The organism is Bacillus cereus group sp. BfR-BA-01453, from assembly GCF_022662915.1.
GTDB lineage: Bacteria > Bacillota > Bacilli > Bacillales > Bacillaceae_G > Bacillus_A > Bacillus_A paranthracis.
On the sequence record NZ_JAKUEN010000026.1, the window covers coordinates 1 to 25,428 of the forward strand.

Consider the following 25,428-nt stretch of genomic DNA (forward strand, 5'->3'; position numbering starts at 1 on the left):
ACCTCAGGGTGCTCAAGGTAACACGGGTGCCACTGGACCTCAAGGTGCTCAAGGGCCGGCGGGCGCTACCGGTGCCACTGGACCTCAAGGGCCTCAAGGTAACACAGGCGCTACTGGTGCTACTGGACCTCAAGGCGTTCAAGGACCAGCAGGTGCTACCGGCGCTACTGGACCTCAAGGCGTCCAAGGACCAGCAGGTGCTACTGGTGCTACTGGACCTCAAGGCGTTCAAGGGCCGGCGGGTGCTACTGGTGCCACTGGACCTCAAGGTGTTCAAGGGCCAACGGGTGCTACTGGTATAGGAGTTACCGGACCTACTGGGCCTTCTGGTGGGCCTCCTGGACCTACTGGACCTCAAGGTAATACAGGTGCTACCGGACCTCAAGGTATTCAAGGGCCGGCGGGTGCTACTGGTGCCACTGGACCTCAAGGCGTTCAAGGACCGGCGGGTGCTACTGGTGCCACTGGACCTCAAGGCGTTCAAGGGCCAACGGGCGCTACTGGTATAGGAGTTACCGGACCTACTGGGCCTTCTGGACCTAGCTTCCCTATAGCAACAATTGTTGTAACAAACAACATTCAACAAACAGTACTACAATTTAATAACTTTATCTTCAGTACTGCAATTAACGTAAATAATATTATCTTTAATGGCACAGACACAGTTACAGTTATCAACGGTGGTATTTATGTAATTAGCGTATCCATCTCTACAACTGCACCAGGATGCGCGCCACTCGGAGTAGGAATTTCAATAAATGGAGCAGTCGCAACTGACAACTTCTCTTCAAATTTAATAGGCGACTCACTTTCATTTACTACAATCGAAACATTAGCTGCAGGAGCAAACATTTCTGTCCAATCTACTCTTAACGAGATTACGATCCCTGCAACAGGAAACACTAACATTCGTCTAACTGTATTTAGAATCGCTTAAATTTCACTATTTATTGTTTATAGCAAATAAAAAAAGAGCGAGAAATTTCGCTCTTTTTTGTTATGTACAATAATTCATTACTATTCTAATTCAATTGAAACATTTTTTTGTGGTACGAATGTAGAAATTGCATGTTTATAAATAAGCTGTTGCTTACCTTCTGTTTCCAGTAGGACTGTAAAATTATCAAATCCTTTAATTAATCCACGAAGCTGGAAACCATTTAATAAGTACAGCGTAACAAACGTATTCTCTTTACGGAGTTGATTTAAAAACTGATCTTGAATATTGATTGATTGCTTCATGTCGAATCCTCCTCTTTTTCTCTACTTACTATTATTCGACTTTAGTTGTAGCTTTCCTTCTATGTATCGTAAAATTTCTGACGTTTTTTCACCGTCTGTAACATCAAACCATGTGACATCCATCTTATTACGGAACCACGTTAATTGACGTTTTGCATAACGACGTGAATTCGTCTTTAATTGTGATACCGCTTCTTCTAAAGAGACACGATCCTCAAAATAATCATATATCTCTTTATACCCAATCGCTTGAATAGATTGACAATCTCGTATCCCTCGATTATACAACCCTTCTACTTCTTCTAATAAACCTTGGTCCATCATTATATCAACTCGTAAGTTAATGCGATCGTATAGCATTTCACGATCCATTGTCAAGCCAATTAAGGAAACATCGTATAATAACTCGTTTTCTTGTTTTTCAAGTTGATCACTCATTTTTTCACCCGTCGTGTGGAAAATTTCTAACGCCCTAATGACACGGCGTACATTATTTGCATGAATACGCTCAGCGCTTTCTGGGTCTACTTCCTGTAATTTCTTATGTACATATTCCACACCACGTTCTAATGCTAACTTTTCCATTTGTTCTCGGTATATAGCATCACTAGCATCATCCGTAAACTGATAATCGAATAAAACAGATTGTATATACAGACCAGTTCCACCAACGATAATCGGCAATTTACCGCGCTCTGTAATCTCGCGAATATGCTTACGAACACGTTCTTGAAATTCGGCAACCGAAAATGATTCTTCCGGATTTTTTATATCAACCATATAATGTGGAATTCCGTCCATCTCTTCTTTCGTCACCTTTGCGGTTCCAATATCCATCGTACGATAAATCTGCATGGAATCTCCACTTATAATTTCACCATTTAACGCTTTGGCAAGATCAATACTTAACTTCGTCTTCCCAACAGCAGTTGGTCCAATGATGACAGCAACTTTTTCACGTTGCACTTCTCCCATATCATTCAACTCTCTTTATGTAATGTACTCCATCTATTGATTATATCCAATCTTACCAATTTTAACGGCATGATTGCAAGTTCTTTCATTACGGTACATGAAATTATAAATAAAAAAGAACATAGTTTGTCCAATTCCGCATATACATGATTAAAAATACCTTCGAGAGGATGAGTTAACTATGAAACAATCCACTATCAATTTTTCATCTTTGACAAAAGACCTCATTTTAGCTACTGCTACAAAAGAACACAATTGTTCACAAGAAGAATTATACTTCGCCTTAAATTGTTTACTACGTTCCTTTCATTCTGCTCTCCAAGAAACAACATTACATCTCGAAAATAAAGATACAGAGTATATACAAAACCAATTTTGCAGCGCATATAAAATTATTACAGGTAAAACTATTTATCCTTTTCAATAATCCATAAAAGGCGATTGCTTACATACTTTCAAGCAACCGCCTTTTATATTAATACATATATACTACTCTATAACTTTCACTTTTACAGATTTGCGCCCCCAGCTATTCGCACTACCATCTGAGCCAACTAAAACATCAATACGATTTCCTTTAATCGCACCACCAGTATCTCCAGCAATCGCTTCTCCATATCCTTCTACCCATACTTTTGATCCAAGTGGAATTACTTTAGGATCAACAGCAATTACTTTCATATTTGGATTCGCTGTTAAGTCATGCCCCATTGCAGTTAATACACGACCACCATACGAACCATTCTCACTCGGATCTGCTGTATATGCTGTCGCTTCTACCGTTATTTCACGTCCACTAGTCGGTGCACTTGTTTCATTAGATTTCGCAACTTGTTTCGTAGTTGACTGCTGTTTTGCCACAGGTTTACTTGATTCTACATTCTTAACAGATTCTTTACTCTTAGCTACTTTATTACTTTTAACCGGCGTATTTACTCTTTCCGGCGCTTCTTCTTTCGTTGCAACTTCTTTCTTTTCAATCACTGGTGCCGTTCCTGTTAAAAATGGCACATGAACATATCCTGTTTTTCCATTATAGTCAAATTGCAACCATTCATTTTGAACTTGATTTGTCGTTTCAATTACATCATTTTTATTCAGTTTTCCAAGAATTTCTGAGTCAGTATTCGCTCCAGCGCGAACATTTAACACACCCGCCGTTACATAATATGTACTTTTTGTAAATTCAGCACTTACAAACGCTTCTTGACCATTTAATTTAATTTTTGTCCATCCGTTTTCTGTATTTACAACATCTAATTTATTTCCACTTAACATTTTACCTACAAGCTTAGACTCTACAGTTGGGTTTTCTCTAACATTTAATACGTCTGTTGTTACAATCGTTTCCGCTTTCGCAGAACCTGAAAAAATCCCAAGACCAAAAACTGCCGCCGTTGCTATACCTAATAATTTTTTCATGAATAGCCTCCATTTGCTTTGTTTTCGTATTTTTATTATAGCAACGGATTTTTAAGATTTTTAGAAAACACACAATTACAAACCATTCGTAATATACGATTAATGAGCTGTAACATAAATTTCCATATTAATGAATTACATTTCCTATAGAATTCCCAATAGTTTTCATATATTTTCCACATACAAGCACCAGAATTTTTTTCCAGAAAAAATTACAGTATTACTTTTTTGTTACAAAAAAATCATATTTCATTACATCTTTTACCAAAATTCATCATTCTCCAATTATCAACCTCCTTTTTTGTAATAAAAAGGAGCAGCTAATAAAAGCTACTCCCTTTACACGTATTATTTAACTTTCTTTTTCCAAATTCCCATCATAAGAGCAGAAACAACTGCCCCTATCAATATCGAGAAAATATATAACACTGGTTTATTTACTAAAGCGATAACAAACAATCCACCATGCGGTGCTGGTAATGTAATTTGGAATAACATTGATAATGCACCTGCAATACTTGAACCGACAACACAACTGACAATTACCCGAACCGGATCTGCTGCTGCAAATGGAATCGCACCTTCTGTAATAAACGATGCCCCCATAATATAATTTGTTAAACCAGACTTACGTTCCGCTTCTGTAAACTTCGATTTAAAGAAGGTAGTTGCTAACGCAATTGCAAGCGGTGGCACCATACCACCAGCCATAACCGCTGAATGCACCCCAAAGTTCTTCGCTTCTATCGCAGCAATACCAAACGTAAATGCTGCTTTATTAATTGGACCACCCATATCAATTGCCATCATCGCACCTAAAATAAGACCTAGTAATATAGCATTTGTACCGTTCAAACCATTTAACCATCCTGTTAACATTTCATTCAATGCTACCACAGGCGGAATTACTACTTTTTGCATAACAACTCCTGTAATCAATAATCCAAAGACTGGATATAACAAAACAGGCTTAATTCCTTCTAACTGTACTGGTAACCCTGAAAATAATTTTTTCAATCCTAAAACAACATATCCGGCTAAGAAACCAGCAATTAATCCACCTAAAAATCCAGCATTCGCATGTGACGCTAAAAATCCTCCGACAACACCAGGCATAAAACCAGGACGATCAGCAATAGAACTAGCAATAAATCCTGCTAAAATTGGTACAAGGAATAAAAATGCCCCTGTTCCCCCTCCTCCAATAGACATGAACAATTCAGCTAAAGGACCTTCTGCTTTTATACCACCAAACGAAAACGCTAGCGCAATTAAAATCCCGCCACCAACAACGAATGGAAGCATATTACTTACGCCGTTCATTAAATGCTTATAAATTCCTAATCCATTTTCTTTCTCCGTATTTTCTGCCTTTCCATCCTCTTTTACACCTTTAAAGATTGGTGCATCCTGTTTTACAGCACGATTAAGAAGTTTTTCAGTTTTTCTAATCCCGTCAGCGACTGGCACTTGAATAACATGTTTACCAGCAAAACGATTCATTTCTACTTGTTTATCTGCCGCAACAATTATAGCTGTTGCGCGTGCAATATCCTCTTTCGTTAAACCGTTTTTTATACCTGTTGATCCATTCGTTTCAACTTTAATTGCAATTCCTAGCTCTGCTGCTTTTGCTTTCAAGCTATCTGCAGCCATATATGTGTGAGCGATTCCAGTCGGGCAAGCTGTAACAGCTAATACATACGGTTCATTCCCTTCTGGTTTTGCAACTTCAACCTCTTCTTCTTTTTCATTTTCTTTTTCATCAAATAAACGAAGAAGTTCTTCTTCATCCTTTGCTTCTAACAATTGCTTACGAAACCCTTCATCCATTAATAGTGTAGATAGGCGTGATAACGTTTCTAAATGCGTATCATTCGCCCCTTCACTTGCAGCAATCATAAAAAATAAATGCGCAGGTTGTCCGTCAAGCGATTCATAGTTGATACCGCTTACACTTCTACCAAAACAAATCGCTGGTTGCTTAACAGCTTTTGTTTTCGCATGAGGTATAGCAATCCCTTCACCAATGCCGGTTGTACTTTGTGACTCCCGCTTTAAAATAGCTTCTTTAAATTCAGCTTTGCTATTTAAACGATTTGCCCCGTTTAATTTCTCAACTAATTCATCTATGACAGCTTCTTTATTTGAAGCTGTCAAATTCATAATAACTGTATCCCTTTTTAATAGTTCTGTAATTTTCATATGTTGCTTCCCCCCTATCGCTTAGTTACAATTACTTGCGACAATAATTCTTCTACTTTTTCCTTTTCACATAAATCAGCTGAAAATGCTGTTGCACTCCCTGTAGCAACGCCATATTGAAATGCCTTTTCAATATCTTTTGTCTGTTCATATTTACCTACAAATCCCGCAACGAGAGAATCTCCAGCCCCAACCGAATTAATTACAACACCTTTTGGAATAGTTGCTTCATATATACCTTCTGCCGTAAATAATAAAGCCCCATCTCCGGCCATTGATACGATAACATGCTCTACACCTTGTTCAATTAATTTTCTTCCATACGGTAAAATATCTTCTGCTGTTGAAATTTCTACTCCAAATAACTCACCAAGTTCATGATGATTTGGTTTTATTAAAAATGGTTTATTTTTAACTACATGTTGCAAGGCACTACCACTTGCATCTACTACTACACGAATGCCTTTTTCAGCTCCGAACGCTGCGATTGATTCATAAAAAGTAGTTGGAATAGACGCTGGTACACTTCCAGCTAGTACAACACAATCTCCCTTTTGCATACTTTCAATTTGTTTCATTAATTGTTCAAATTGTTCCTTAGTCACACTAGGTCCTTGCCCATTTAATTCTGTTTCTTCTTTCCCTTTTATTTTCACATTAATTCGAGTATCTTCATTTACTTGGATAAAGTTTGTTATTACACCTTCCGTCTGTAATACATCTTTAATAAATCGACCGGTAAATCCACCAGTAAATCCTAGCGCTACATTTTCAACACCTAAACGATGAAGAACACGAGAAACATTAATCCCTTTCCCTCCAGGAAACTTCATATCTTTTTCTGCTCGATTTACTGCGCCTAACTCTAAGGAATTAACTTGTACTATATAATCAATAGATGGGTTTAAAGTTACTGTATAGATCATTGTTTATCAGCCTCAATTACATTGGTTTGTCTTTTATATTTTTCTAAATCAATTTCTAAATGGTTTGTAATAATATTCGCCTCTTCAACGTTGGCAATTTTCGCAAACGCAACTTCCGAAAACTTACTTTCATCAATTAAGAAATATCCTTCATTTGCTAATGTTAATGCCATTTGCTTTAAAAGCGCCTCTTCCGGATCTGGTGTTGTAAAACCAAGCTGTTCATGTACACCATTCGCCCCTAAAAAACATTTATCAAAACGATACTTCTGCATACTTTCCTGTGCCATGGCACCGATTAAAGCTTTCGTCCTACTCTTCATCATTCCGCCTAGTAAATAAGCACGAATATTATTTTCAACTAAAGCTTCAATATGCATAAGTCCATTCGTAACGACAGTAACATCCTTATTTATTAAAAATGGAATCATTTCAAATGTTGTACTTCCTGCATCTAAATAAATGCAATCACCTTGTTCCACAACGCTAGCCGCATACTTCGCAATTTGTTGTTTTATCTGAATGTTTTTGGATGATTTTTCAACCATCGTCGGCTCCTGTCCTTTTCCTGTTAAAACAGCCGCACCACCGTGAACTCTTTTTAATAACCGTTGTTTTTCCAATTGCGCTAAATCACGACGAATTGTTGATTCAGAGCTCACTGTTCTTTCCACTAATTGCTGTAATTTAACAACCTTCTGCTCTTTTACAAGTTGCAATATCATTTGATGACGTTCAGGAGTTAACATTTTATTCACCTCTTCTTTGATTACAGTATAATGAAAACGATCACAAAAATCAACCATAAACATTCATAAATAACCAAAAACAATCACAAACAGTTATAAACAGTTATAAACAACAAAAAGAAACCCATTTGATTGTGATATCAAATGGGTTTCTTTACTCGCTTCACTTATAGGGAAGCTTTATATATGCTTAAAACATCGTCTTTATTTAATTTTTTAAAGTTACCAAATTCGCCATTAGCCATCGCTTTATCCGCCATTAAATCAATTTCATTTTCTCCAATAGCGTAATCAGATAACTTTACTGGTGCCTCAATTGAAGTCCAAAATTGACGTAAAGCCTCAATTCCTTCTAACGCAATTTCTCGATCAGTCTTTCCATCTGTTTCTACATCGAATACACGAATAGCGAACTGTTTAAAACGACTTACATTTTCATCTACAACATGCTTCATCCAGTTCGGGAATAGAATCGCAAGGCCACCCCCGTGTGGTATGTCATGAACCGCAGAAACTGCATGTTCAATATTATGAGTTGCCCAGTCTCCTTTTACTCCCATCGCTAAAATCCCGTTTAACGCCATAGTACCGCAATATAAGATCGTTTCTCTATGCTCATAATTTTCTAAATCACTTAAAAGCTTAGGAGCTGTCTCAATTACTGTTTTTAAAACAGATTCACAATAACGATCTTGTAATTCTGTATTTGTTCCATGATGGAAATATTGCTCTAATACATGTGACATAATATCTACCATACCGTAAATTGTTTGATCCCTTGGCACAGACGCAGTATGGAGCGGATCTAAAATTGAAAACTGAGGGAAAGTAACTGGGCTACCCCAGCCATATTTTTCATTCGTTTCCCAATTTGTAATGACAGAACCAGCATTCATTTCAGATCCTGTTGCCGCAAGCGTAAGTACGGTCCCAAATGGTAATGCCTCATTAGCAAATGCTTTTTTCGTTACAATATCCCATACATCTCCATCATATTTGCTACCAGCTGCAATTGCCTTCGTACAGTCAATTACACTTCCTCCGCCAACTGCTAAAATGAATTCAACACCATTCTCTTTACAAATTTGAATTCCTTTCTTTACAGTTGATACACGTGGATTCGGTTCAACACCTGTCAATTCAAATACTTCCGCATTTATATCCTTTAAAATAGAAATTACATTATCATAAATACCATTTCTTTTAATGCTGCCTCCCCCGTATACGAGAAGAACTTTTTTACCGAACTGTGGAATTTCAGTTTTCAATTGCTCTAATTGACCTTTACCGAAAATAAGTTTCGTTGGATTACGAAATACAAAATTTTGCATATCCCTTTACCATCCCTTCTATATAAAAAGCAACTATACTTTTGTATACCATATTTTTTTCATTTTACAAAAATATTTGCCTAACGAAAAAATCTCAGCCTATAGGCTGAGATTTTTTATTGATAATAAGGTGAGATCATTAAGTAAACAATAACACCAGATAAACTTACATATAACCAGATCGGCATCGTCCAACGTACAATTTTACGATGACGTGTTAATTGATTTGTAAAACCAAATACAAGTGCAAACAATGCAAGCGGTACAATAATTGCTGCTAGGATAATATGTGTAATTAAAATGATGAAATACACATATTTAATGAATCCTTCTCCACCAAAATGTGTTGCCGGCGCTAAGTAATGATACGATAAATAAGAAACACAAAATAGCAACGTCGTCGTAAATGCTGCTAGGATAAAACCACGGTGCATTTTCACATTCTTCTTAATAATAGAGTATAGAGCTGCTAATAAGAATACGAACGTAAAGCTATTAAAAATTGCGTTTAACATTGGTAAAATCGTTACATCAAAATGTACTTCTCCTTCATAGCCAACAGGTCCAAAGAACAAAAATAAAATAATCGCATTTACAATTACAGAAAGCGTTATCACAATAGGAGCATAGCTTTTCTGATTTGTTGATTGATCCACCAAAATGGTCACTCCCTCTTCCTTCAAATATGTATACGTAACCTCACTATTTTAACATACTATTCACAGTGTAAATGTGACAATAGTTTGACACAGCAAGATAAGAAAAAGAAAAATCCTTCTTAATAAAACGTCTTAAGAAGGATTTTATCGCTTTATTATTCAAATAGCAATGCGATTAGTTTTTGTTAAAAAATGTATCGCTACATGCTTGAAAAATTTCAGACACTTGATATCCCATTAAAGAAATTGCTGTTAATGAAAAGAAACCAATCATAAGAAATCGAAACCACATATAAATCTCCTCCTTGTATTTAGCTAAAAACATTCGCTACATTACAAGTTGAGTGGCACTCTTCATCGTCACTTTCCTTTTTCTTTACAATTGCTGTAATAAATCGAATCATAAAGAAAACTACAAAAGGAAATTGTTCGTAATTTACATTGGCATAGTTTAGCAACGGCTCGCGCTGCATATCGAACGGGGATGAGAAGGAATAGAACATACCTTGCTCTTCCATATATACAATTACAATTTTCATGCAAAATACGATTCCTAGAAACGAAACAATATCTTGCCATTCTGTCGTATATAACAGGTTATATAGCTCTAATACGTACTCTTCCATCGTCATCCCCCCTTCCTTTTTTATCATTTTGCTCGCCTTCGCATAAAAAGTCAAGAAAAAAGTTTATATTCACTATGACAATAGTAATTACTCATTTTTATGATTATATATGATTCTTTTATAGCAATGATTGGGTGTAACTCTCTTCGAAAACAAGAAATTAGAATCGAACAGATTCCTCATTCTTACTTGTAGTATTCGATACTGTACTATTTTTATTTCTATTAAAAATAAAATAAGAAATGATTATAAGAACCGTAACAAACATCGTCAAAAGTGCTTGTGAACGTAAAGATTCAATTGCAAGCATCGCAATTAAAACTGCTATAATAGCTGCAATTGTAACATACGTCACATACGGGAAAAACCACATTTTCACTTTCAAATTTTGTTGTTCTACTCTCCCCATTTTTTTCCGAATATTTAAATGTGAAACAGCTATAACGAGATAAACGAGCAACGCAATCCCGCCAGATGCATTCACTAAAAATAAAAAGACTTTATCTGGAGATATATAACTAAAAACAACTCCAATATAAGCGAAGAACGTTCCGAATAAAACTGCCCGAACTGGAACACCACTATTGTTCAATTTCAAAAACGCCTTTGGAGCATCTCCTCTTTCTGCCATCGAAAAAAGCATTCTTGAGTTTGTATATAAACCCGAATTTAAACATGAAAGTACAGCTGTTAAAACGATAAAATTCATAATTTGTGCTGCCGCTGGTATTCCTATATGTTCCAGTACTGCTACAAACGGACTTTTTAGTATGTTCGCTGAATTCCACGGAAGAAGTGTAACAACTACAGCGATAGATCCAATGAAAAATACGAGAATACGCCAAATTACACTATTTGTTGCTGTTTTTACTGCTTTTACAGGTTCAGCAGATTCTCCAGCAGCTACTGCAACAATCTCAGATCCCATAAATGAAAATATAACGACAGTAATTCCAAGTAGCACCGAACTTATACCGTTTGGCATAAATCCTCCTTGTCCTACTAAATTGGAAGTGCTAGGTGCTTCCGTTCCTGGTACAAATCCTAAAATAACAGCTAGTCCAAGACAAAGGAACAAAATAATACTTATTACTTTAATAAAAGAAAACCAATATTCAAACTCTCCAAATGATTTCACCGAAAAAACATTCGTCAATGTTAATAAAATCGTTAATATTAGGCTTAATAACCAAAGCGGGATTTCTGGAATCCAGTATTGAATAATACCAGCACCTGCTGTGGCTTCTATCGCAATAACAATTACCCAGAAAAACCAATATAGCCACCCAATTGTATAACCGGCCCATGGACCAATTGCTTCTCTTGCATATGTTGCAAATGACCCACTTGTCGGGTTAATAGCTGCCATTTCCCCAAGCATTCTCATAACGAAAACGACTAGAAGTCCTGCTAATGCATATGAAACGATAGAACCTGGTCCTGCTGAATGCACAACTGCCCCACTTCCAACAAACAAACCAGCTCCTATTACGCCGCCAATTGAGATCATTGTAATGTGGCGTATTTTGAGGTCTTTCTTAAGATTTTTATCCAACTCTTATACATCCCCTTCCAAACGTAATTTTGAAATTTACCCCGCATTAACGGGCAGTAAAACCCCCACCTCAAAATTCAGCGGAAGCAAAGAAGTTAGGCAGGAATCTACTGCCCGTAAATGCCCGATTGGTGAGGGCTGATAATCAGCGGGGGATGCCCCCCACTGATTAAAGTTTCACTTTATGTAAGAGTATTATGTGAAAACCTTGCCTACACTTTAAAATATATCAAAATATTCTGAATTTAATAATTGTAATGCAAGCTCCTATAAAAATTATTACATTAGGTTTACTAATTTTCCATATACAATTGTTGAGAAAATTATAGTCACCTTACAAAAGAATGAATTTTCAGATATTATTAAATAAACAAGATTATACATCTAGACAACTTTTTGTATAGGAGTGTTGATATGTTAAACAAGTTCAAATTCATTTGTTGTACGTTAGTCATTTTTTTACTACTACCACTAGCCCCCTTTCAAGCACAAGCAGCAAACAATTTAGGATCAAAACTACTCGTTGGATACTGGCATAACTTTGATAACGGTACTGGCATTATTAAATTAAGAGACGTTTCACCAAAATGGGATGTAATCAATGTATCTTTCGGGGAAACTGGTGGTGATCGTTCTACTGTTGAATTTTCTCCTGTGTATGGTACAGATGTAGAATTCAAATCAGATATTTCTTATTTAAAAAGTAAAGGAAAGAAAGTAGTTCTTTCAATAGGTGGACAAAACGGGGTCGTTTTACTTCCTGACAATGCTGCTAAGCAACGTTTCATTAATTCCATACAATCTCTAATCGATAAATACGGTTTTGATGGAATAGATATTGACCTTGAATCAGGTATTTACTTAAACGGAAATGACACTAATTTCAAAAACCCAACTACTCCTCAAATCGTAAATCTTATTTCAGCTATTCGAACAATCTCAGATCATTATGGTCCCGACTTTCTATTAAGTATGGCTCCTGAAACAGCTTATGTTCAAGGAGGTTATAGCGCATACGGAAGCATCTGGGGGGCATATTTACCGATTATTTACGGAGTGAAAGACAAACTGACATACATTCACGTTCAACACTACAACGCTGGCAGCGGGGTTGGAATGGACGGTAATAACTACAATCAAGGTACTGCAGACTACGAGGTCGCTATGGCAGATATGCTCTTACATGGTTTTCCTGTAGGTGGTAATGCAAATAACATGTTCCCAGCTCTTCGTTCGGATCAAGTAATGATTGGACTTCCTGCAGCACCAGCGGCCGCTCCAAGTGGTGGGTATATTTCTCCAACTGAAATGAAAAAAGCTTTAGATTATATCATTAAGGGAATTCCTTTCGGAGGAAAGTATAAACTTTCAAATGAGAGTGGCTATCCTGCATTCCGCGGTCTAATGTCTTGGTCTATTAATTGGGATGCAAAAAACAACTTTGAATTCTCTAATAACTATAGAACATATTTCGATGCGATCCCCTTGCACAAATAATAAAAAAACAACAATCGGTTTTATATGACCGATTGTTGTTTTTTATTTACCATCAATTAACATCGCTCGTTCATCAAAATCAAATTAAGAATGATGATGTGGAATTGAATACATTAGTTACTATTTTGCTTCAATACAAATACTGAAAGTTCAGGTACACTCAAAAATCTAACAGGCATTCGAGTTGTCCCAATCCCACGATTTACGTATAAATATAATGGCTTGTTCTTCCCTTCTAATTTATACATACCTTCCACATGACTTTCAGCTAGTTTTGTCGTAATTAATGGACCTATAAAAGGAATTTGAACTTGACCTCCGTGACTATGGCCTGACATTTGAAAATCAACTGGATAACGTGCTACTTTGTCTACAACATCTGGTTCATGTACTAATAGCATATTGAAATCTTCTTGTCTTACATGTTTTAAAGTCGAATCTATTTGTGGCTTCCCTAATAAAAAATCATCTAAACCTGATATTGTAATATATTTACCGTTTTCCGCTTTAATTTTCTGCACTTCATTTACTAACACAGTGAAACCAGCTTCCTCCATATATTTTTTATAAAATAAACTACCTCCCCCGCCTCTATCATGATTCCCAAACACTGCATATCTCCCTAAGGGCGCATGTATTTTTTGTAAAATACCTTTCGCTTCTTCTCTTTCGGCTTTATACGATCCAAACTTATCTATTAAATCCCCTGTGAAAACTACTACATCTGGACGTAACGCATTCATCTTCTCCACCAAATTTTCTAGTTGTTTCAGTGTGAATTCTGGCCCTAAATGCACATCTGAAAACTGCAATATTTTTTTATTATGAAACTCTTTAGGAATTGTAGAAGCTTCTATTTCATTCCACGTAACTGTTACTAGTTTTCGTTCTATTTCTGTCGCATAGAAATACAAACTTATAGAAATCATTACTATACTTATGAAACTGATTATAGATATGTTGACAATTGATTTTTTCTGTTCTTCTTTTACATGATTCGTATTCATGTTCTCACCTCTAGACGTACTTTAAAGCCTTATTGTTACATGAATGTGACAACACGAACAACGCTAGTTATATCCTATTTCATCCCTGCTCACTTTGACAAATTTATACAGAAGTCATAACATATTTTTATAATACATAGATTCTTAAAAATGTTCCATCTATTTATTTCATCATTTTATTAAGGAGAGATTATTCATGTCTGTATTTACACCAGAAGAAATTACGGAACTTGCTGCTAATTCTGGAAGAAAAAAAGCTCATTTATCACTACTCCCTATGCTAATTCTCGGTTTTTTTGGCGGTGCTTTCATAGCATTAGGGTATTTACTCGATATTCATGTTATTGGAACAATGCCAAAGGCTTGGGGATCATTTACTAGTTTTCTAGGTGCCGCTGTATTCCCTATCGGTCTTATACTCGTTATTCTTGCAGGCGGTGAGTTAGTAACTGGCAATATGATGACCGTTTCAATGGCGTGGCTTCATAAAAAAATCGACTTATTTCACTTCATTCGAAATTTAGTTATTGTTACGTTTAGCAACTTCATAGGTGCTGTATTCGTTGCTTATTTTTTCGGTCATATCGTCGGATTAACAGAGGGCGCTTTTTTAGCGAAAACAGTTTCTGTTGCGCAAGCTAAACTACAAGATACACCACTACAAGCTTTCATTTCTGCAATCGGATGTAATTGGCTCGTTTGTTTAGCTGTTTGGCTCAGTATGGGAAGTAAAGAATTTATCGGAAAGATTATCGGAATTTGGTTCCCAGTTATGACTTTTGTTGCAATTGGATTTCAACACGTTGTAGCCAATATGTTTGTCATCCCAGCTACAATTTTTGCTGGTCATTTAACTTGGATTGAATATTTTCCAAACTTCATTTTTGTTTTCTTTGGAAACTTAGTAGGAGGTATGTTATTTGTAGCATTACCTTATTTCATATCTTATAATAAAAAACTACCTTCCAATAAAGAGCAAACCGAATTAAAGAAAAGATCTGTATCCGCTTAAATGAACTGTCTATATAGTGACTCTAAAAAATATTACAAATTTCATTTTTTTTACGAATATATGTACGTACACTTGTTCTCGAATGTTTTATACGTTATAATAACAACTTAAATAGCATTATTTACATATGAGGTGAAAAACATGAACAAAACAGAATTAATTAAAAACGTAGCACAAAATGCTGAGATTTCTCAAAAAGAAGCTACTGTAGTTGTACAAACTGTAGTAGAATCAATCACTAACACTTTAGCTGCTGGTGAAAAAGTACAACTTATCGGATTCGGTACATTCGAAGTTCGCGAAAGAGCTGCTCGTACAGGCCGTAACCCACAAACTGGTGAAGAAATGCAAATCGCAGCTTCTAAAGTACCTGCTTTCAAAGCTGGTAAAGAACTTAAAGAAGCTGTAAAATAATGAAAAAAATAGCCTTCTCGTTTACGAGAGGGCTATTTTTTTCATTACATAATTAATAAAAATCTGACCGTTATGCTGTTTCTTTTGTTCCTTTATGCACATAAAGCCTTTGCTTTCAAAGAAAGGTTTTGCTGTAATACTCGCTTCTGTATAGATCTCCCTATGCCCTAGGTTCGCTGCTTCTCTTTCTAACTTCTGTAATATGTAGGAAGCTATCCTTTTTCCTTGATAATCTTTATGTGTAAATAAGCGATCTATGTAATGATCCTCATTATAATCTCCAAATCCCACTATCACACCGTTATAATCCGCTACATAACTAATGTTCTTCTCTAAAGACTGTAACCAGCTTTCTCTATCTAGTCGCCCTGGTGCCCATGCCTGTAGCTGTAATACGTTATAATCTTTTGCATTAATTGTATGAACTGTTTCATAGAACAACTGTAATACTTGGTCTAAATCATCTTTATGGAAGGCCCTAATGATTGTATCTTTTAACATATTTAAGTCTCCTTACTACACTATCATTTAACTTTTCTATCATCTACGATTCAATATTTCTGCTTTATTATATCTTTTTTCTTTCTATATAAACAAAAAAACAATACTTATTTCAAAGTATTGTTTTTGGTTTAAAAGCATATTCCATTACTCTATAAATTTACATTTTTATTATTTTAATTTCACTCTTTGCAATCGTAATGCATTTAATACGACCGATACAGAACTAAATGCCATCGCCGCTCCTGCAACCCAAGGTGCTAAGAAACCGAACGCTGCAATCGGGATTCCTAAGCCGTTATAAGCTAGTGCCCAGAATAAATTTTGCTTAATATTTCTTATCGTCATCTTACTCATAAATATCGCATCAGCAATACTATTTAAATCACCACGGATTAACGTAATATCTGCCGCTTCCATCGCTACATCCGTTCCAGTTCCAATTGCCATACCGATATCCGCCGTAGCAAGTGCTGGAGCATCATTTATTCCATCTCCAACCATTGCTACTTTCTTACCTTGCTCTTGCAATTTTTTCACTTCTTCTGCTTTTCCTTCTGGTAATACTTCTGCAATTACGTGATCAATACCAACTTGCCCCGCAATTGCCTGAGCAGTTTGCGTATTATCTCCTGTAATCATAACAACGTCTAGACCCATTTTCTTAAGCCTTGTAATAGCTGCTTTTGAAGTATCTTTTACAGTATCTGCAACAGCCACTATACCAGCATATTCTTTATTAATTGCAATAAGCATTGCTGTTTTGCCTTCTCGTTCTAACTCTTCCATTGATTTAGAAACTTCTTCAATATCAATATTGAATTTCTTCATTAATCGGCGTGTACCAATTAATAATTGTTTCCCTTCTACAACTGATTCAATACCGAATCCAGGAATCGCTTCAAACGTTTCTGAACTTGGAATATTAATTTTCTTTTCTTTAATTCCTTCTACAATCGCTTCTGCAAGTGGGTGTTCAGAATTTTTTTCTGCCGCACCTACTAAACGTAATATTTCTTCTTCATTGAATCCATCTGCGACAATTACATCCGTTAACACTGGCTTTCCATTTGTCACAGTACCTGTTTTATCTAGAATAACTGTATCCAATCGATGCGTTGCTTCTAAATGCTCTCCGCCTTTAAATAAAATACCATACTCAGCTGATCTTCCTGATCCAGCCATAATAGATGTAGGCGTTGCAAGACCTAATGCACATGGACAAGCGATAACAAGTACTGCTATCATTTTCTCAAGTGCTCCGCCAAAATCGCCTGGTGTAACAAATATCATCCACACTGCAAATGTGATAATAGCAATCACCACTACAACCGGTACGAAAATACCTGAAATTTGATCTGCTACCCTTTGAATAGGAGCTTTTGAACCTTGAGCCTCTTCTACTACTTTAATAATTTGAGCTAATGCCGTATCTCTTCCTACCTTAGTTGCTTTCACTTTTAAAAATCCATTTTTATTCATTGTAGAACCGATTACTACATCCCCAATTGTTTTATCAACTGGAATACTTTCACCTGTTAACATCGATTCATCTATTGCTGACTTTCCTTCTACAATCTCACCATCTACCGGAATTTTTTCACCAGGCTTTACATAAACGATATCACCAGCTACTACTTCTTCGATTAAAATTTTCATTTCTGTTCCATCTCGCACAACTGTAGCTGTCTTTGCTTGTAAACCCATCAACTTTTTAATTGCTTCTGATGAACGTCCCTTTGCTTTTGCTTCAAATAATTTCCCTAAAATAATTAGTGTAATAAGTACCGCGCTCGTTTCAAAATATAAATCTGTCATGTGTTCCGAAGAACCGATAGATTGAATGCTTAAATATACACTATAGAAATAGGCGGCCGACGTTCCAAGTGCCACAAGAACATCCATGTTAGCACTTTTATTACGTAACGCTTTATAAGCCCCAACATAAAACTGTCCACCTATGATAAATTGAACTGGCGTTGCAAGAGCTAACTGCACCCAAGGGTTCATAAGCATATCAGGTAAATAAATAAACGATGTAAACGAGAAGTGACTTACCATTGCCCACAGTAACGGGAATGATAAAATAAACGAAATGATAAACTTCTTCTTTTGTCGCTCAATTTCTTGTAAGCGATGATCAGTTGATCCATCTTGCTCATCTGATTTCACTTCCAATTTATATCCTAATTTCGTAATTGCACTCTTCATTTCATTTACATTAATTTCATCAGGATTAAAATCTACTGTAGCCGATTCCAAAGCGAAATTTACTGTCGCCTCGTTCACACCTTCTAACTTATTTAAACGCTTTTCTACTCTATTGGCACATGCTGCGCATGTCATTCCTGAAACAGTAAATTCAGCTTTATCACTTACAATTCCATATCCTAACGATTCAACTTTTTCCTTAAATTGTTGCGGATTTGTTTTTTGGGGATCATACATTATTTTGGTTTTTTCAAGTGCGAAATTTACATTTGCATCATGAACACCTTCTACTTTTTTTAGACCTTTTTCAATTCTATTTGCACATGCTGCACATGTCATTCCTGATATTTGAAGATTGGCCTCTTTTTGTTCATTCATGTCTCTCACCTCTATATACCCTTATGAGGTATAATTATTAGCAAAATAAATCGTACTTCCTATAAAGTACGATTTATTTCCATATCTAAAAATAATTATTGAACATCGTATCCTTGATCTTCGATTACAGCAACGATATCTTTTAATGTTACAACTGACGAGTCGATAATAACTTCAACAGTTCCTTCTGCTAATTGAACTTTTACTTGCTCAACACCATTTAGTTCTTTCACACTGCTTTCGATAGCATTTACACAATGTCCACAAGACATACCTTCAACTTGTAATGTTAACTGTTCCATTTAAAATCCTCCTCTTGTTTCTTCATTGTTTGTTAATCACAATTACATCTTACCATACCCCCCTAAGGTAATCAATGGTTTTGTATCATGATTTTTCAATTATTTTCTAAAACTTTATTTTACATACACTTTTTCACACCCATACCTTGAAATCCTATATAAAGGTAAACGAAAAAACAAGCCAGTTACATACTAGCTTGTTTTTACGCTTTTGAAAAACGTTCAAATACTGTCATTAATTCTTCAATTGCTTCGTCACCATTTCCATCTTTAATAGCACCTGAAACACAATGACTTGTATGGTTTTTTAATACACCCATTCCTACTTTTTTCATCGCTGCATTAATCGCTGAAATTTGCACTAAAATATCCACGCAATACCGATCATTTTCAATCATATTTTGAATACCCCGAACTTGCCCTTCAATTCTCTTCAATCTATTTATAATTTGCTCTTTTTCTTTTTCTGATCTATGTGTTACTGCTTCATGCTCTTTATGCCCCATATTATCACCTTCTTAAAGTTTCTCTTCATCCAATAAAACAATTACTTTTACGAGTATACCAATTATAGCATTAAATATCTATGCATGATACCCCATATGAGTATATTTCCACTTTATGATTATTCTTAACACATTGTTAGCTTCTCAGTCTTAATTTTCATTATACCCTTTCCTTTTTTCAAAAAACAATAATAAGCGAGGGTTGTCCATCCCCGCTTATTATTCATTCCCAAATATAAAAGCCTCAATCTTCACACATGTAAATTGAGACTTTTTCTTCCTATATATAATTATTGCTGATCACATGCTTTTGTATCACTCACTACTGAAGTTCCTTCAACGGTTACCGTATGAAAACAGTCATTTACACGAACTGTCACAACGTTATCTTGCCGATCAATGATATGATATTCATTAAAATTTTTATTTAGAGCACTGCGAATTTGTTCTCCTTCATAAATTGGGATACCATGCGATAAAACCCAAATAAGTCCAGCGATAGCGAGAATAGTTTTCATACGATCTACCTCCTTGAGAATATAGTGAACTTTTCATCCATGCTTTTCAGCTCTACGAATCATGATGAAAATAAACTAAGCCTTTTTGGAAATAAGTTCATTTCGTCTATTTTATGTTTATGCTAATTGTGAACGAATTGTGACAACTTTTTGTCTCTTTAGACGAAAAGTTGAAACAAAACTTTCAAAAAGGACAATTCTACTTCTCAAAGCAAAAGGCTATGGAGAATTTCTCCATAGCCTTTTGTTTGCATTTTATTAACAATCGTTCCACTAACTAACCTAGATTCACTCAAATCACTAGCCGTTTAATCAATGGATACATAACTAATATATCTCAATCCTTTACTTAAAGAAGTCGGCACAACAGATGCATGATTCTCCCCTTCAGCCTCATAAAACGTAAACCGAAACTGATCGTGTTTTACTTGGAGAAGGCGCTCTGACAATTCATTAGCACCTACAACCATATGCTCTCGTTCTAGTGAACCAACTGTAAGAAATACTCTTGTTTTAACCTTTGCATTGTTTAATTCATTTATAAGATTTCCTTCTTTTTCAAGCACAGATTGGTTATTCCACCAAATAGATGGACTACTTATAAAATAATTTTGAAAGGCATTTACGTTTGTAAATAATATATGTAAAGCAAATAGACCACCTAGTGAATGCCCAAATAATGTTTGTTTTCCTTTATCAATTTCAAAATTCTTTTCAATTTGCGGCTTTAATTCTTCTTCAATAAAAGTAAAGAAATGATGTGCTCCTCCTGTTTTAGGCCAAGGTTTACCATCTGGTTTTAAAGCCGCATCTTTTGAAATTACGCTAGGCGTAAAATCATAACACCTTTCTTCACCTGAAAACGCCCCTTCGATTGGATAACCAATACCTACTATAATGGCTGGTGAAACACCTGTTTTTTCTGCTCTAACTGATTGTATTTTAACCGCTTCATGGAATGTTTGAAAAAAGGCATTACCATCTAATACGTAAATGACAGGATATCCTGAATCCAGTGCTGGTTGTCTCGGTTTTGAAATATGAATTTGATATTCCTTACCATCTAATTTTGAATACATGTTCCACTGTTCAGTATTAGATGTTACAATCTGCTGTTTTTCAATCGTAGTGTTCATTTTATATTCCCCCCTTTTAACTTGTTACATATATTTCTACTTTTTCTTCTTGAGATACAACGCTATCATAACCGAAGCAAACAGGAGACCCATTGTACGGATCAATCATGACACGCGCATCAATATGAAATACTTCTTTTAACACTTCATTTGTAATGATTTCTTCTGGGCTACCAGTTGTAACGATTTCCCCTTCCTTCATTGCAATAATTTCATCTGAAAACCTTGCTGCATGGTTAATATCATGTAATACCATAACGACCGTACAATTATGGTCTTTATTTAATTTCTCCACAATTTGTAATACATCTAATTGATGAGACATATCAAGATATGTAGTTGGCTCATCTAATAACAACACTTCTGTCTCTTGTGCCAAAGCCATCGCTAGCCATACCTTTTGCCTTTGACCACCTGATAAATTTGCAATTTGTCTCGTTCGAAATGCAGAAGTTTTCGTTATATCTAATGCCCAGTCAATCATCTCTTTATCTTTTGAAGTTAACTTATTTACGTTATTGCGATGTGGATAACGTCCATAAGAAATTAATTCTTCTACTTTAAGCTCTCCTGGTGCAATTGGAGTTTGCGGAAGTAGCGCTAACTGCTTCGCAATTTCTTTCGTTGGAATTGTATGTAAATCCTGTCCTTGCAAATATACTTTACCACTCTTTTGCTTTAAAATTCTTCCCATTGTTTTTAACAGTGTTGATTTACCGCACCCGTTTGGTCCTATAATTGTCGTTACTTTTCCTTCTTGTATTTCCACATTTAAATCGCGAAACACTGTAAGCTTTTCATAACTTGTTTCTAAATTTTTCGCACTTAAAATACTCACTTTTATTCCTCCTCTTACGCTTTCGCCTTATAAAGTAAATATAAGAAATAAGGTACACCGACAATAGAAATAACGATTCCAACTGGTAACTCTACAGGTGTGAAAACTGTTTTTGCAATAAAGTCTGAAGCAATTACAAGAAACATTCCGATTACGCCGCACGTAGGAATGATATGCTTATGCTGAATACCGACAAGTCTTTTCGCTATATGCGGTGCCATTAATCCGATGAAACCAATACTTCCTGAAACTGCAACACATGCGCTTACAAGTCCGATACTACTTAGTAGTAAAATTGATTTCTCTCTTTCTACTGAAACACCTAAACTTGTAATACTCGTTTCTTCCAATTGAAATAAATCTAATAAATAAGCTTTCTTTTGTATAAGTGGAATTAGTATGATAAGCCACGGTAACATTGCAATAATATACTTCCAGTTTGCACTATATATACTGCCTGACACCCAAACTGCAGCCATCTCGAAATCAGTTGACTTCATTTTGAGTGATAAATACATAGAAAAGGCTCCAAATCCTGATCCAATCGCAATCCCTGTTAATAAAAGACGCTGCGAATCTAACTTACCATTTTTCCAAGAAAACAGATAAATGATAATAGCTGCACCTAATCCGCCAACTAAACCAAACATTGGCATCATCATAATAGAAACCCAGTCCGTGCTCTTTAATTGTCCTTGAAAGAAAAACATAAAGATGACGATTGCTGTTCCTGCTCCGGCATTTACTCCTAAAATACCCGGGTCTGCCAATCCATTTCTCGTAATACCTTGAATAACAGCACCCGCAACGCCTAGGCCTAATCCTACTAACCCAGCAATTACGATGCGCGGAAGACGAAACTCAAAAATAACTAAATCATGGTCTGGTACTGGATCTATTCTAAGGAGTGTTTTACATACATCTGTAATCGTAATGTCAAACGTACCATTCGTTAAACTAATATAAATAGCACATAGTATTAAAAATATAATAATCCCCATCGTCATTCCAAAACGTTGACTTGAATTTTTAAGCATGTCTCTCTCCTCCTCTTGTACGGATTAAATAAAGGAAGAAAGGAATTCCAATTAAGGAGGTAACGACTCCAATCGGTGTTTCAAATGGATAGTTTACAAATCTACTTAAAACATCACATAACGCTAGAAAAACGCCACCAATAACGCCTGCACATGGCAAAATCCACTTATAATCTACCCCAATTATAAAGCGAGTAATATGCGGAATAATTAAACCTACAAAACCAACTTTCCCCACTAAAGCAACTGCCGTTCCTGTTAAAAAGATAACTGATAAAATTGCCATCGCTTTAACTAGTTTTGTACGTTGCCCTAGATTAATAGAAACTTCTTCGCCTAAAGAGAGAATCGTAATAGATTTTGATATTAACAGTGCTAAAATTATTCCAATTATCCCAAATGGTATCGTAATTTTAATGATATTAGGGTCTACTTGGTCTAATTTTGCATTAAACCAAAAACTAACATTTTGAGAAATTTGGAAGTATGAAGCCATTGCAGCAGACACACTGCTTAAAAATGTTCCAATAACTGTCCCAATAATCGCTAACCGAACTGGCGATAAACCATTTTGAAGGAGCGAACCAAAACCAAATACGATACCGGCTCCTAATGCAGAACCAATCATTGAGCATACAACCATACCAATCGATGACATTCCCGGAAGAAAAATCATACAAAGTGTAATAACAAAAGCTGCCCCATCCGTCACACCCATAATAGAAGGGGATGCAAGATAGTTTCTTGTCATCCCCTGCATAAGTGCTCCTGATATGGCTAGAAATGCTCCAACTAAAAGAGCTGCAACTATCCTTGGTAAACGTGAAGTAATAATAATATTATGATTTACATCACTTGAATCAAAATGAAATAACGCGTTCCACACCGTTTCAGCATCAATACTTTTCGCCCCATACAAAATAGAAAGTATAACTGTAAATAAGATGAGTATGGGTGCTATACATAATATAGTTACTGGGACTGCATTTGTTTTCTGCATATCATTCAACGCACCTTACTTATTGTATTATTTAGATAAATTTTTCACTGCTTCTTTTAAGAACGCTGTTTTACTCCAAGCAGTACCACCTTGTGCCATTGGATCAACAACGTTTACAAATACTTTCTTTTCTTTCGCAGCATTCATACTTTGCCAAATTGGATTACTTTCAATTTCTTCTAGCACTTTCGGGTTTTTATTTTCAGTTGTTTCATATTGTAAGAAAATATAATCTGGGTTTAGTTCAGCAAGTTTTTCAAATGAAATTTTCTCTTGTGCTTTTACAGTTTTCAATTGTTCTGGAACAGTTAATCCAAGATCTTTATAAATTACAGGGTTGAAGTATACTCCTTCTGGGTATAGGAATAATTCGTTTGCTCTTAGTCTGATTACAAGGACTTTTTTGTCTTTTAACTTATCTCCTAGTTTTGCTTTTGCTTTTTCAGCGTCCGCATTGTAATCTTTAATAATTTTTTCTGCTTTATCTTTTTTACCAGTTAATTCTCCCATTAACTTTAAGTTATCTTCCCAATTTGTTGAAACATGTGATACCGGGAATGTAGGAGCTACTTTCGTAAACTTTTCAGCTGTTTCTGCTGGGAATTTCGTACTAGATGTAATAACGTCTGGTTTTAATTGAAGTAATGTTTCGAAATTTGGTTGCATTTTCTCACCAACAGATTTCGCACCTTCTAAATCTTTCTCCAGATACTTTGGTAATTTACCACCAACCGTAATCGCACCAACTGGTTTAATTCCAAGTACTGCTGCATCTTCCATTGACTCTAAACTAGCTGTTGCAATTTTATTTACTTTTGCTGGCACTGTATATTCTTTACCTAAATATGTAATTTTTCGTTTTTCGTCTTTTTTCGTCTCACTAGCCTTTGTCTGTTGAGTTTTTTCTCCTGAAGTTTTATCCGTACTATTACATGCTGCTAGTCCTACACTTAAAACTGTTACCATACCTAATGTAAATAACTTCTTATTCATCTTTAAATATCTCCTCTCGAATTTCCAAACTATATTTTCAATAAATTTTAACTATATGAAACTTGTCCTACATATATATTTTATTAGATTAATAATTCTATCCAGAACTCATTCTCGTTCACTTCCCCTAAGCTATAATTCTTTTATACCTCACCCGTTGATAATCTTTTTCATTGATAATGATTATCGTTACTAAGTATATATTTAATATGCAATTATTTCAAGAAAGATTTGAAAAATTTTAACAAACTGAATTAAAAAAGAAGTATCCGCCTAATTGAACTGTACCCTATAAAATGGACAGTTTAATAAAAAAGCCCTGAAAAATCAAGCACTTAAAAGATGGTTCCGATATTCGATCGGAGCCATCTTTTTTAATGTCCACTGA

General features: G+C 35.6%; 26 protein-coding genes. 5 read left to right on the top strand and 21 right to left on the bottom strand.

What is annotated here, in order from left to right:
• The coding region (locus MR070_RS25960; protein WP_242262246.1) for a Gly-Xaa-Xaa repeat protein at positions 1-937 on the top strand (937 nt) is incomplete at its 5' end.
• 80 nt (positions 938-1,017) lie between these two features.
• Here MR070_RS25960 and hfq read toward each other — a convergent pair.
• Entirely contained in the window at positions 1,018-1,242 is a 225-nt protein-coding gene (gene hfq, locus MR070_RS25965; protein WP_000813896.1) for an RNA chaperone Hfq, read from the bottom strand.
• 21 nt (positions 1,243-1,263) lie between these two features.
• On the bottom strand, positions 1,264-2,217 hold the full coding sequence (miaA, locus tag MR070_RS25970) for a tRNA (adenosine(37)-N6)-dimethylallyltransferase MiaA (RefSeq protein ID WP_000504949.1): 954 nt from the start codon (positions 2,215-2,217) through the stop codon (positions 1,264-1,266).
• A gap of 181 nt (positions 2,218-2,398) precedes the next feature.
• Here miaA and MR070_RS25975 point away from each other — a divergent pair, with 181 nt between their 5' ends.
• Positions 2,399-2,644, top strand: coding sequence for a hypothetical protein (locus MR070_RS25975; protein ID WP_000814415.1), 246 nt, complete (start codon positions 2,399-2,401; stop codon positions 2,642-2,644).
• A 62-nt stretch (positions 2,645-2,706) separates the two neighbouring features.
• Here the strand turns inward: MR070_RS25975 and entD are convergent, their stop codons facing one another.
• The 8 genes from entD to gabP form a co-directional block, all read right to left on the bottom strand.
• Positions 2,707-3,639, bottom strand: a complete 933-nt coding sequence (gene entD, locus MR070_RS25980; protein WP_242262247.1) for a cell wall-binding protein EntD — start codon at positions 3,637-3,639, stop codon at positions 2,707-2,709.
• Between the two features lie 348 nt (positions 3,640-3,987).
• Positions 3,988-5,844 carry a PTS fructose transporter subunit IIABC gene (locus MR070_RS25985; protein WP_242262248.1) on the bottom strand — a complete coding sequence of 619 codons (1,857 nt, stop codon included), beginning with the start codon at positions 5,842-5,844 and terminating at the stop codon, positions 3,988-3,990.
• Positions 5,845-5,858: 14 nt separating this feature from the next.
• The gene (pfkB, locus tag MR070_RS25990) at positions 5,859-6,770 is read right to left on the bottom strand and encodes a 1-phosphofructokinase (RefSeq protein ID WP_139896428.1); all 912 of its coding nucleotides are present in this window, start codon (positions 6,768-6,770) and stop codon (positions 5,859-5,861) included.
• On the bottom strand, positions 6,767-7,519 hold the full coding sequence (locus MR070_RS25995) for a DeoR/GlpR family DNA-binding transcription regulator (protein WP_242262249.1): 753 nt from the start codon (positions 7,517-7,519) through the stop codon (positions 6,767-6,769). The genes pfkB and MR070_RS25995 overlap by 4 nt, the downstream gene beginning before the upstream one ends.
• Positions 7,520-7,686: 167 nt before the next feature.
• Complete coding sequence (locus MR070_RS26000) at positions 7,687-8,850, bottom strand: iron-containing alcohol dehydrogenase (RefSeq protein ID WP_001179082.1); 1,164 nt, start codon at positions 8,848-8,850, stop codon at positions 7,687-7,689.
• Between the two features lie 116 nt (positions 8,851-8,966).
• A complete protein-coding gene (locus tag MR070_RS26005; RefSeq protein WP_000228316.1) occupies positions 8,967-9,509 on the bottom strand; it encodes a DUF420 domain-containing protein in 543 nt (180 codons plus the stop codon).
• A 311-nt stretch (positions 9,510-9,820) separates the two neighbouring features.
• On the bottom strand, positions 9,821-10,162 hold the full coding sequence (locus MR070_RS26010) for a hypothetical protein (RefSeq protein WP_139371836.1): 342 nt from the start codon (positions 10,160-10,162) through the stop codon (positions 9,821-9,823).
• A 133-nt stretch (positions 10,163-10,295) separates the two neighbouring features.
• Positions 10,296-11,690, bottom strand: coding sequence for a GABA permease (gabP, locus tag MR070_RS26015; protein WP_242262250.1), 1,395 nt, complete (start codon positions 11,688-11,690; stop codon positions 10,296-10,298).
• A 414-nt stretch (positions 11,691-12,104) separates the two neighbouring features.
• Between gabP and MR070_RS26020 the strand changes: the two genes are divergently transcribed.
• Positions 12,105-13,187, top strand: a complete 1,083-nt coding sequence (locus tag MR070_RS26020; RefSeq protein WP_242262251.1) for a chitinase — start codon at positions 12,105-12,107, stop codon at positions 13,185-13,187.
• A gap of 113 nt (positions 13,188-13,300) precedes the next feature.
• On the opposite strand, the gene MR070_RS26025 is transcribed toward MR070_RS26020, so the two are convergent.
• On the bottom strand, positions 13,301-14,194 hold the full coding sequence (locus tag MR070_RS26025) for a metallophosphoesterase (protein ID WP_242262252.1): 894 nt from the start codon (positions 14,192-14,194) through the stop codon (positions 13,301-13,303).
• Positions 14,195-14,390: 196 nt separating this feature from the next.
• Between MR070_RS26025 and MR070_RS26030 the strand changes: the two genes are divergently transcribed.
• A complete protein-coding gene (locus MR070_RS26030; RefSeq protein WP_242262253.1) occupies positions 14,391-15,206 on the top strand; it encodes a formate/nitrite transporter family protein in 816 nt (271 codons plus the stop codon).
• 141 nt (positions 15,207-15,347) lie between these two features.
• Positions 15,348-15,620: an HU family DNA-binding protein gene (locus MR070_RS26035; RefSeq protein ID WP_001043904.1), complete on the top strand. Its 273-nt coding sequence runs from the start codon at positions 15,348-15,350 to the stop codon at positions 15,618-15,620.
• Positions 15,621-15,641: 21 nt separating this feature from the next.
• On the opposite strand, the gene MR070_RS26040 is transcribed toward MR070_RS26035, so the two are convergent.
• The 10 genes from MR070_RS26040 to MR070_RS26085 form a co-directional block, all read right to left on the bottom strand.
• Positions 15,642-16,121 (bottom strand): GNAT family N-acetyltransferase, encoded by a 480-nt coding sequence (locus MR070_RS26040; protein WP_242262254.1) that lies wholly within the window; start codon positions 16,119-16,121, stop codon positions 15,642-15,644.
• Positions 16,122-16,292: 171 nt separating this feature from the next.
• Positions 16,293-18,710 carry a heavy metal translocating P-type ATPase gene (locus tag MR070_RS26045; protein WP_242262255.1) on the bottom strand — a complete coding sequence of 806 codons (2,418 nt, stop codon included), beginning with the start codon at positions 18,708-18,710 and terminating at the stop codon, positions 16,293-16,295.
• A gap of 95 nt (positions 18,711-18,805) precedes the next feature.
• The gene (gene copZ / locus MR070_RS26050) at positions 18,806-19,012 is read right to left on the bottom strand and encodes a copper chaperone CopZ (RefSeq protein WP_000436971.1); all 207 of its coding nucleotides are present in this window, start codon (positions 19,010-19,012) and stop codon (positions 18,806-18,808) included.
• A gap of 203 nt (positions 19,013-19,215) precedes the next feature.
• Positions 19,216-19,518, bottom strand: a complete 303-nt coding sequence (locus tag MR070_RS26055; RefSeq protein WP_000509876.1) for a metal-sensing transcriptional repressor — start codon at positions 19,516-19,518, stop codon at positions 19,216-19,218.
• A 290-nt stretch (positions 19,519-19,808) separates the two neighbouring features.
• Positions 19,809-20,036 carry a hypothetical protein gene (locus tag MR070_RS26060; protein ID WP_044791641.1) on the bottom strand — a complete coding sequence of 76 codons (228 nt, stop codon included), beginning with the start codon at positions 20,034-20,036 and terminating at the stop codon, positions 19,809-19,811.
• Between the two features lie 308 nt (positions 20,037-20,344).
• Positions 20,345-21,172: an alpha/beta hydrolase gene (locus tag MR070_RS26065; RefSeq protein WP_242262257.1), complete on the bottom strand. Its 828-nt coding sequence runs from the start codon at positions 21,170-21,172 to the stop codon at positions 20,345-20,347.
• Positions 21,173-21,188: 16 nt separating this feature from the next.
• Entirely contained in the window at positions 21,189-22,010 is an 822-nt protein-coding gene (locus MR070_RS26070; protein WP_074608228.1) for an ABC transporter ATP-binding protein, read from the bottom strand.
• Positions 22,011-22,024: 14 nt separating this feature from the next.
• Positions 22,025-23,047 (bottom strand): FecCD family ABC transporter permease, encoded by a 1,023-nt coding sequence (locus MR070_RS26075; protein WP_242262258.1) that lies wholly within the window; start codon positions 23,045-23,047, stop codon positions 22,025-22,027.
• Entirely contained in the window at positions 23,040-24,047 is a 1,008-nt protein-coding gene (locus MR070_RS26080) for a FecCD family ABC transporter permease (RefSeq protein WP_001173049.1), read from the bottom strand. The genes MR070_RS26075 and MR070_RS26080 overlap by 8 nt, the downstream gene beginning before the upstream one ends.
• A 27-nt stretch (positions 24,048-24,074) precedes the next feature.
• The gene (locus MR070_RS26085) at positions 24,075-25,040 is read right to left on the bottom strand and encodes an iron-hydroxamate ABC transporter substrate-binding protein (RefSeq protein ID WP_242262260.1); all 966 of its coding nucleotides are present in this window, start codon (positions 25,038-25,040) and stop codon (positions 24,075-24,077) included.
• Between the last annotated feature and the right edge of the window lie 388 nt (positions 25,041-25,428).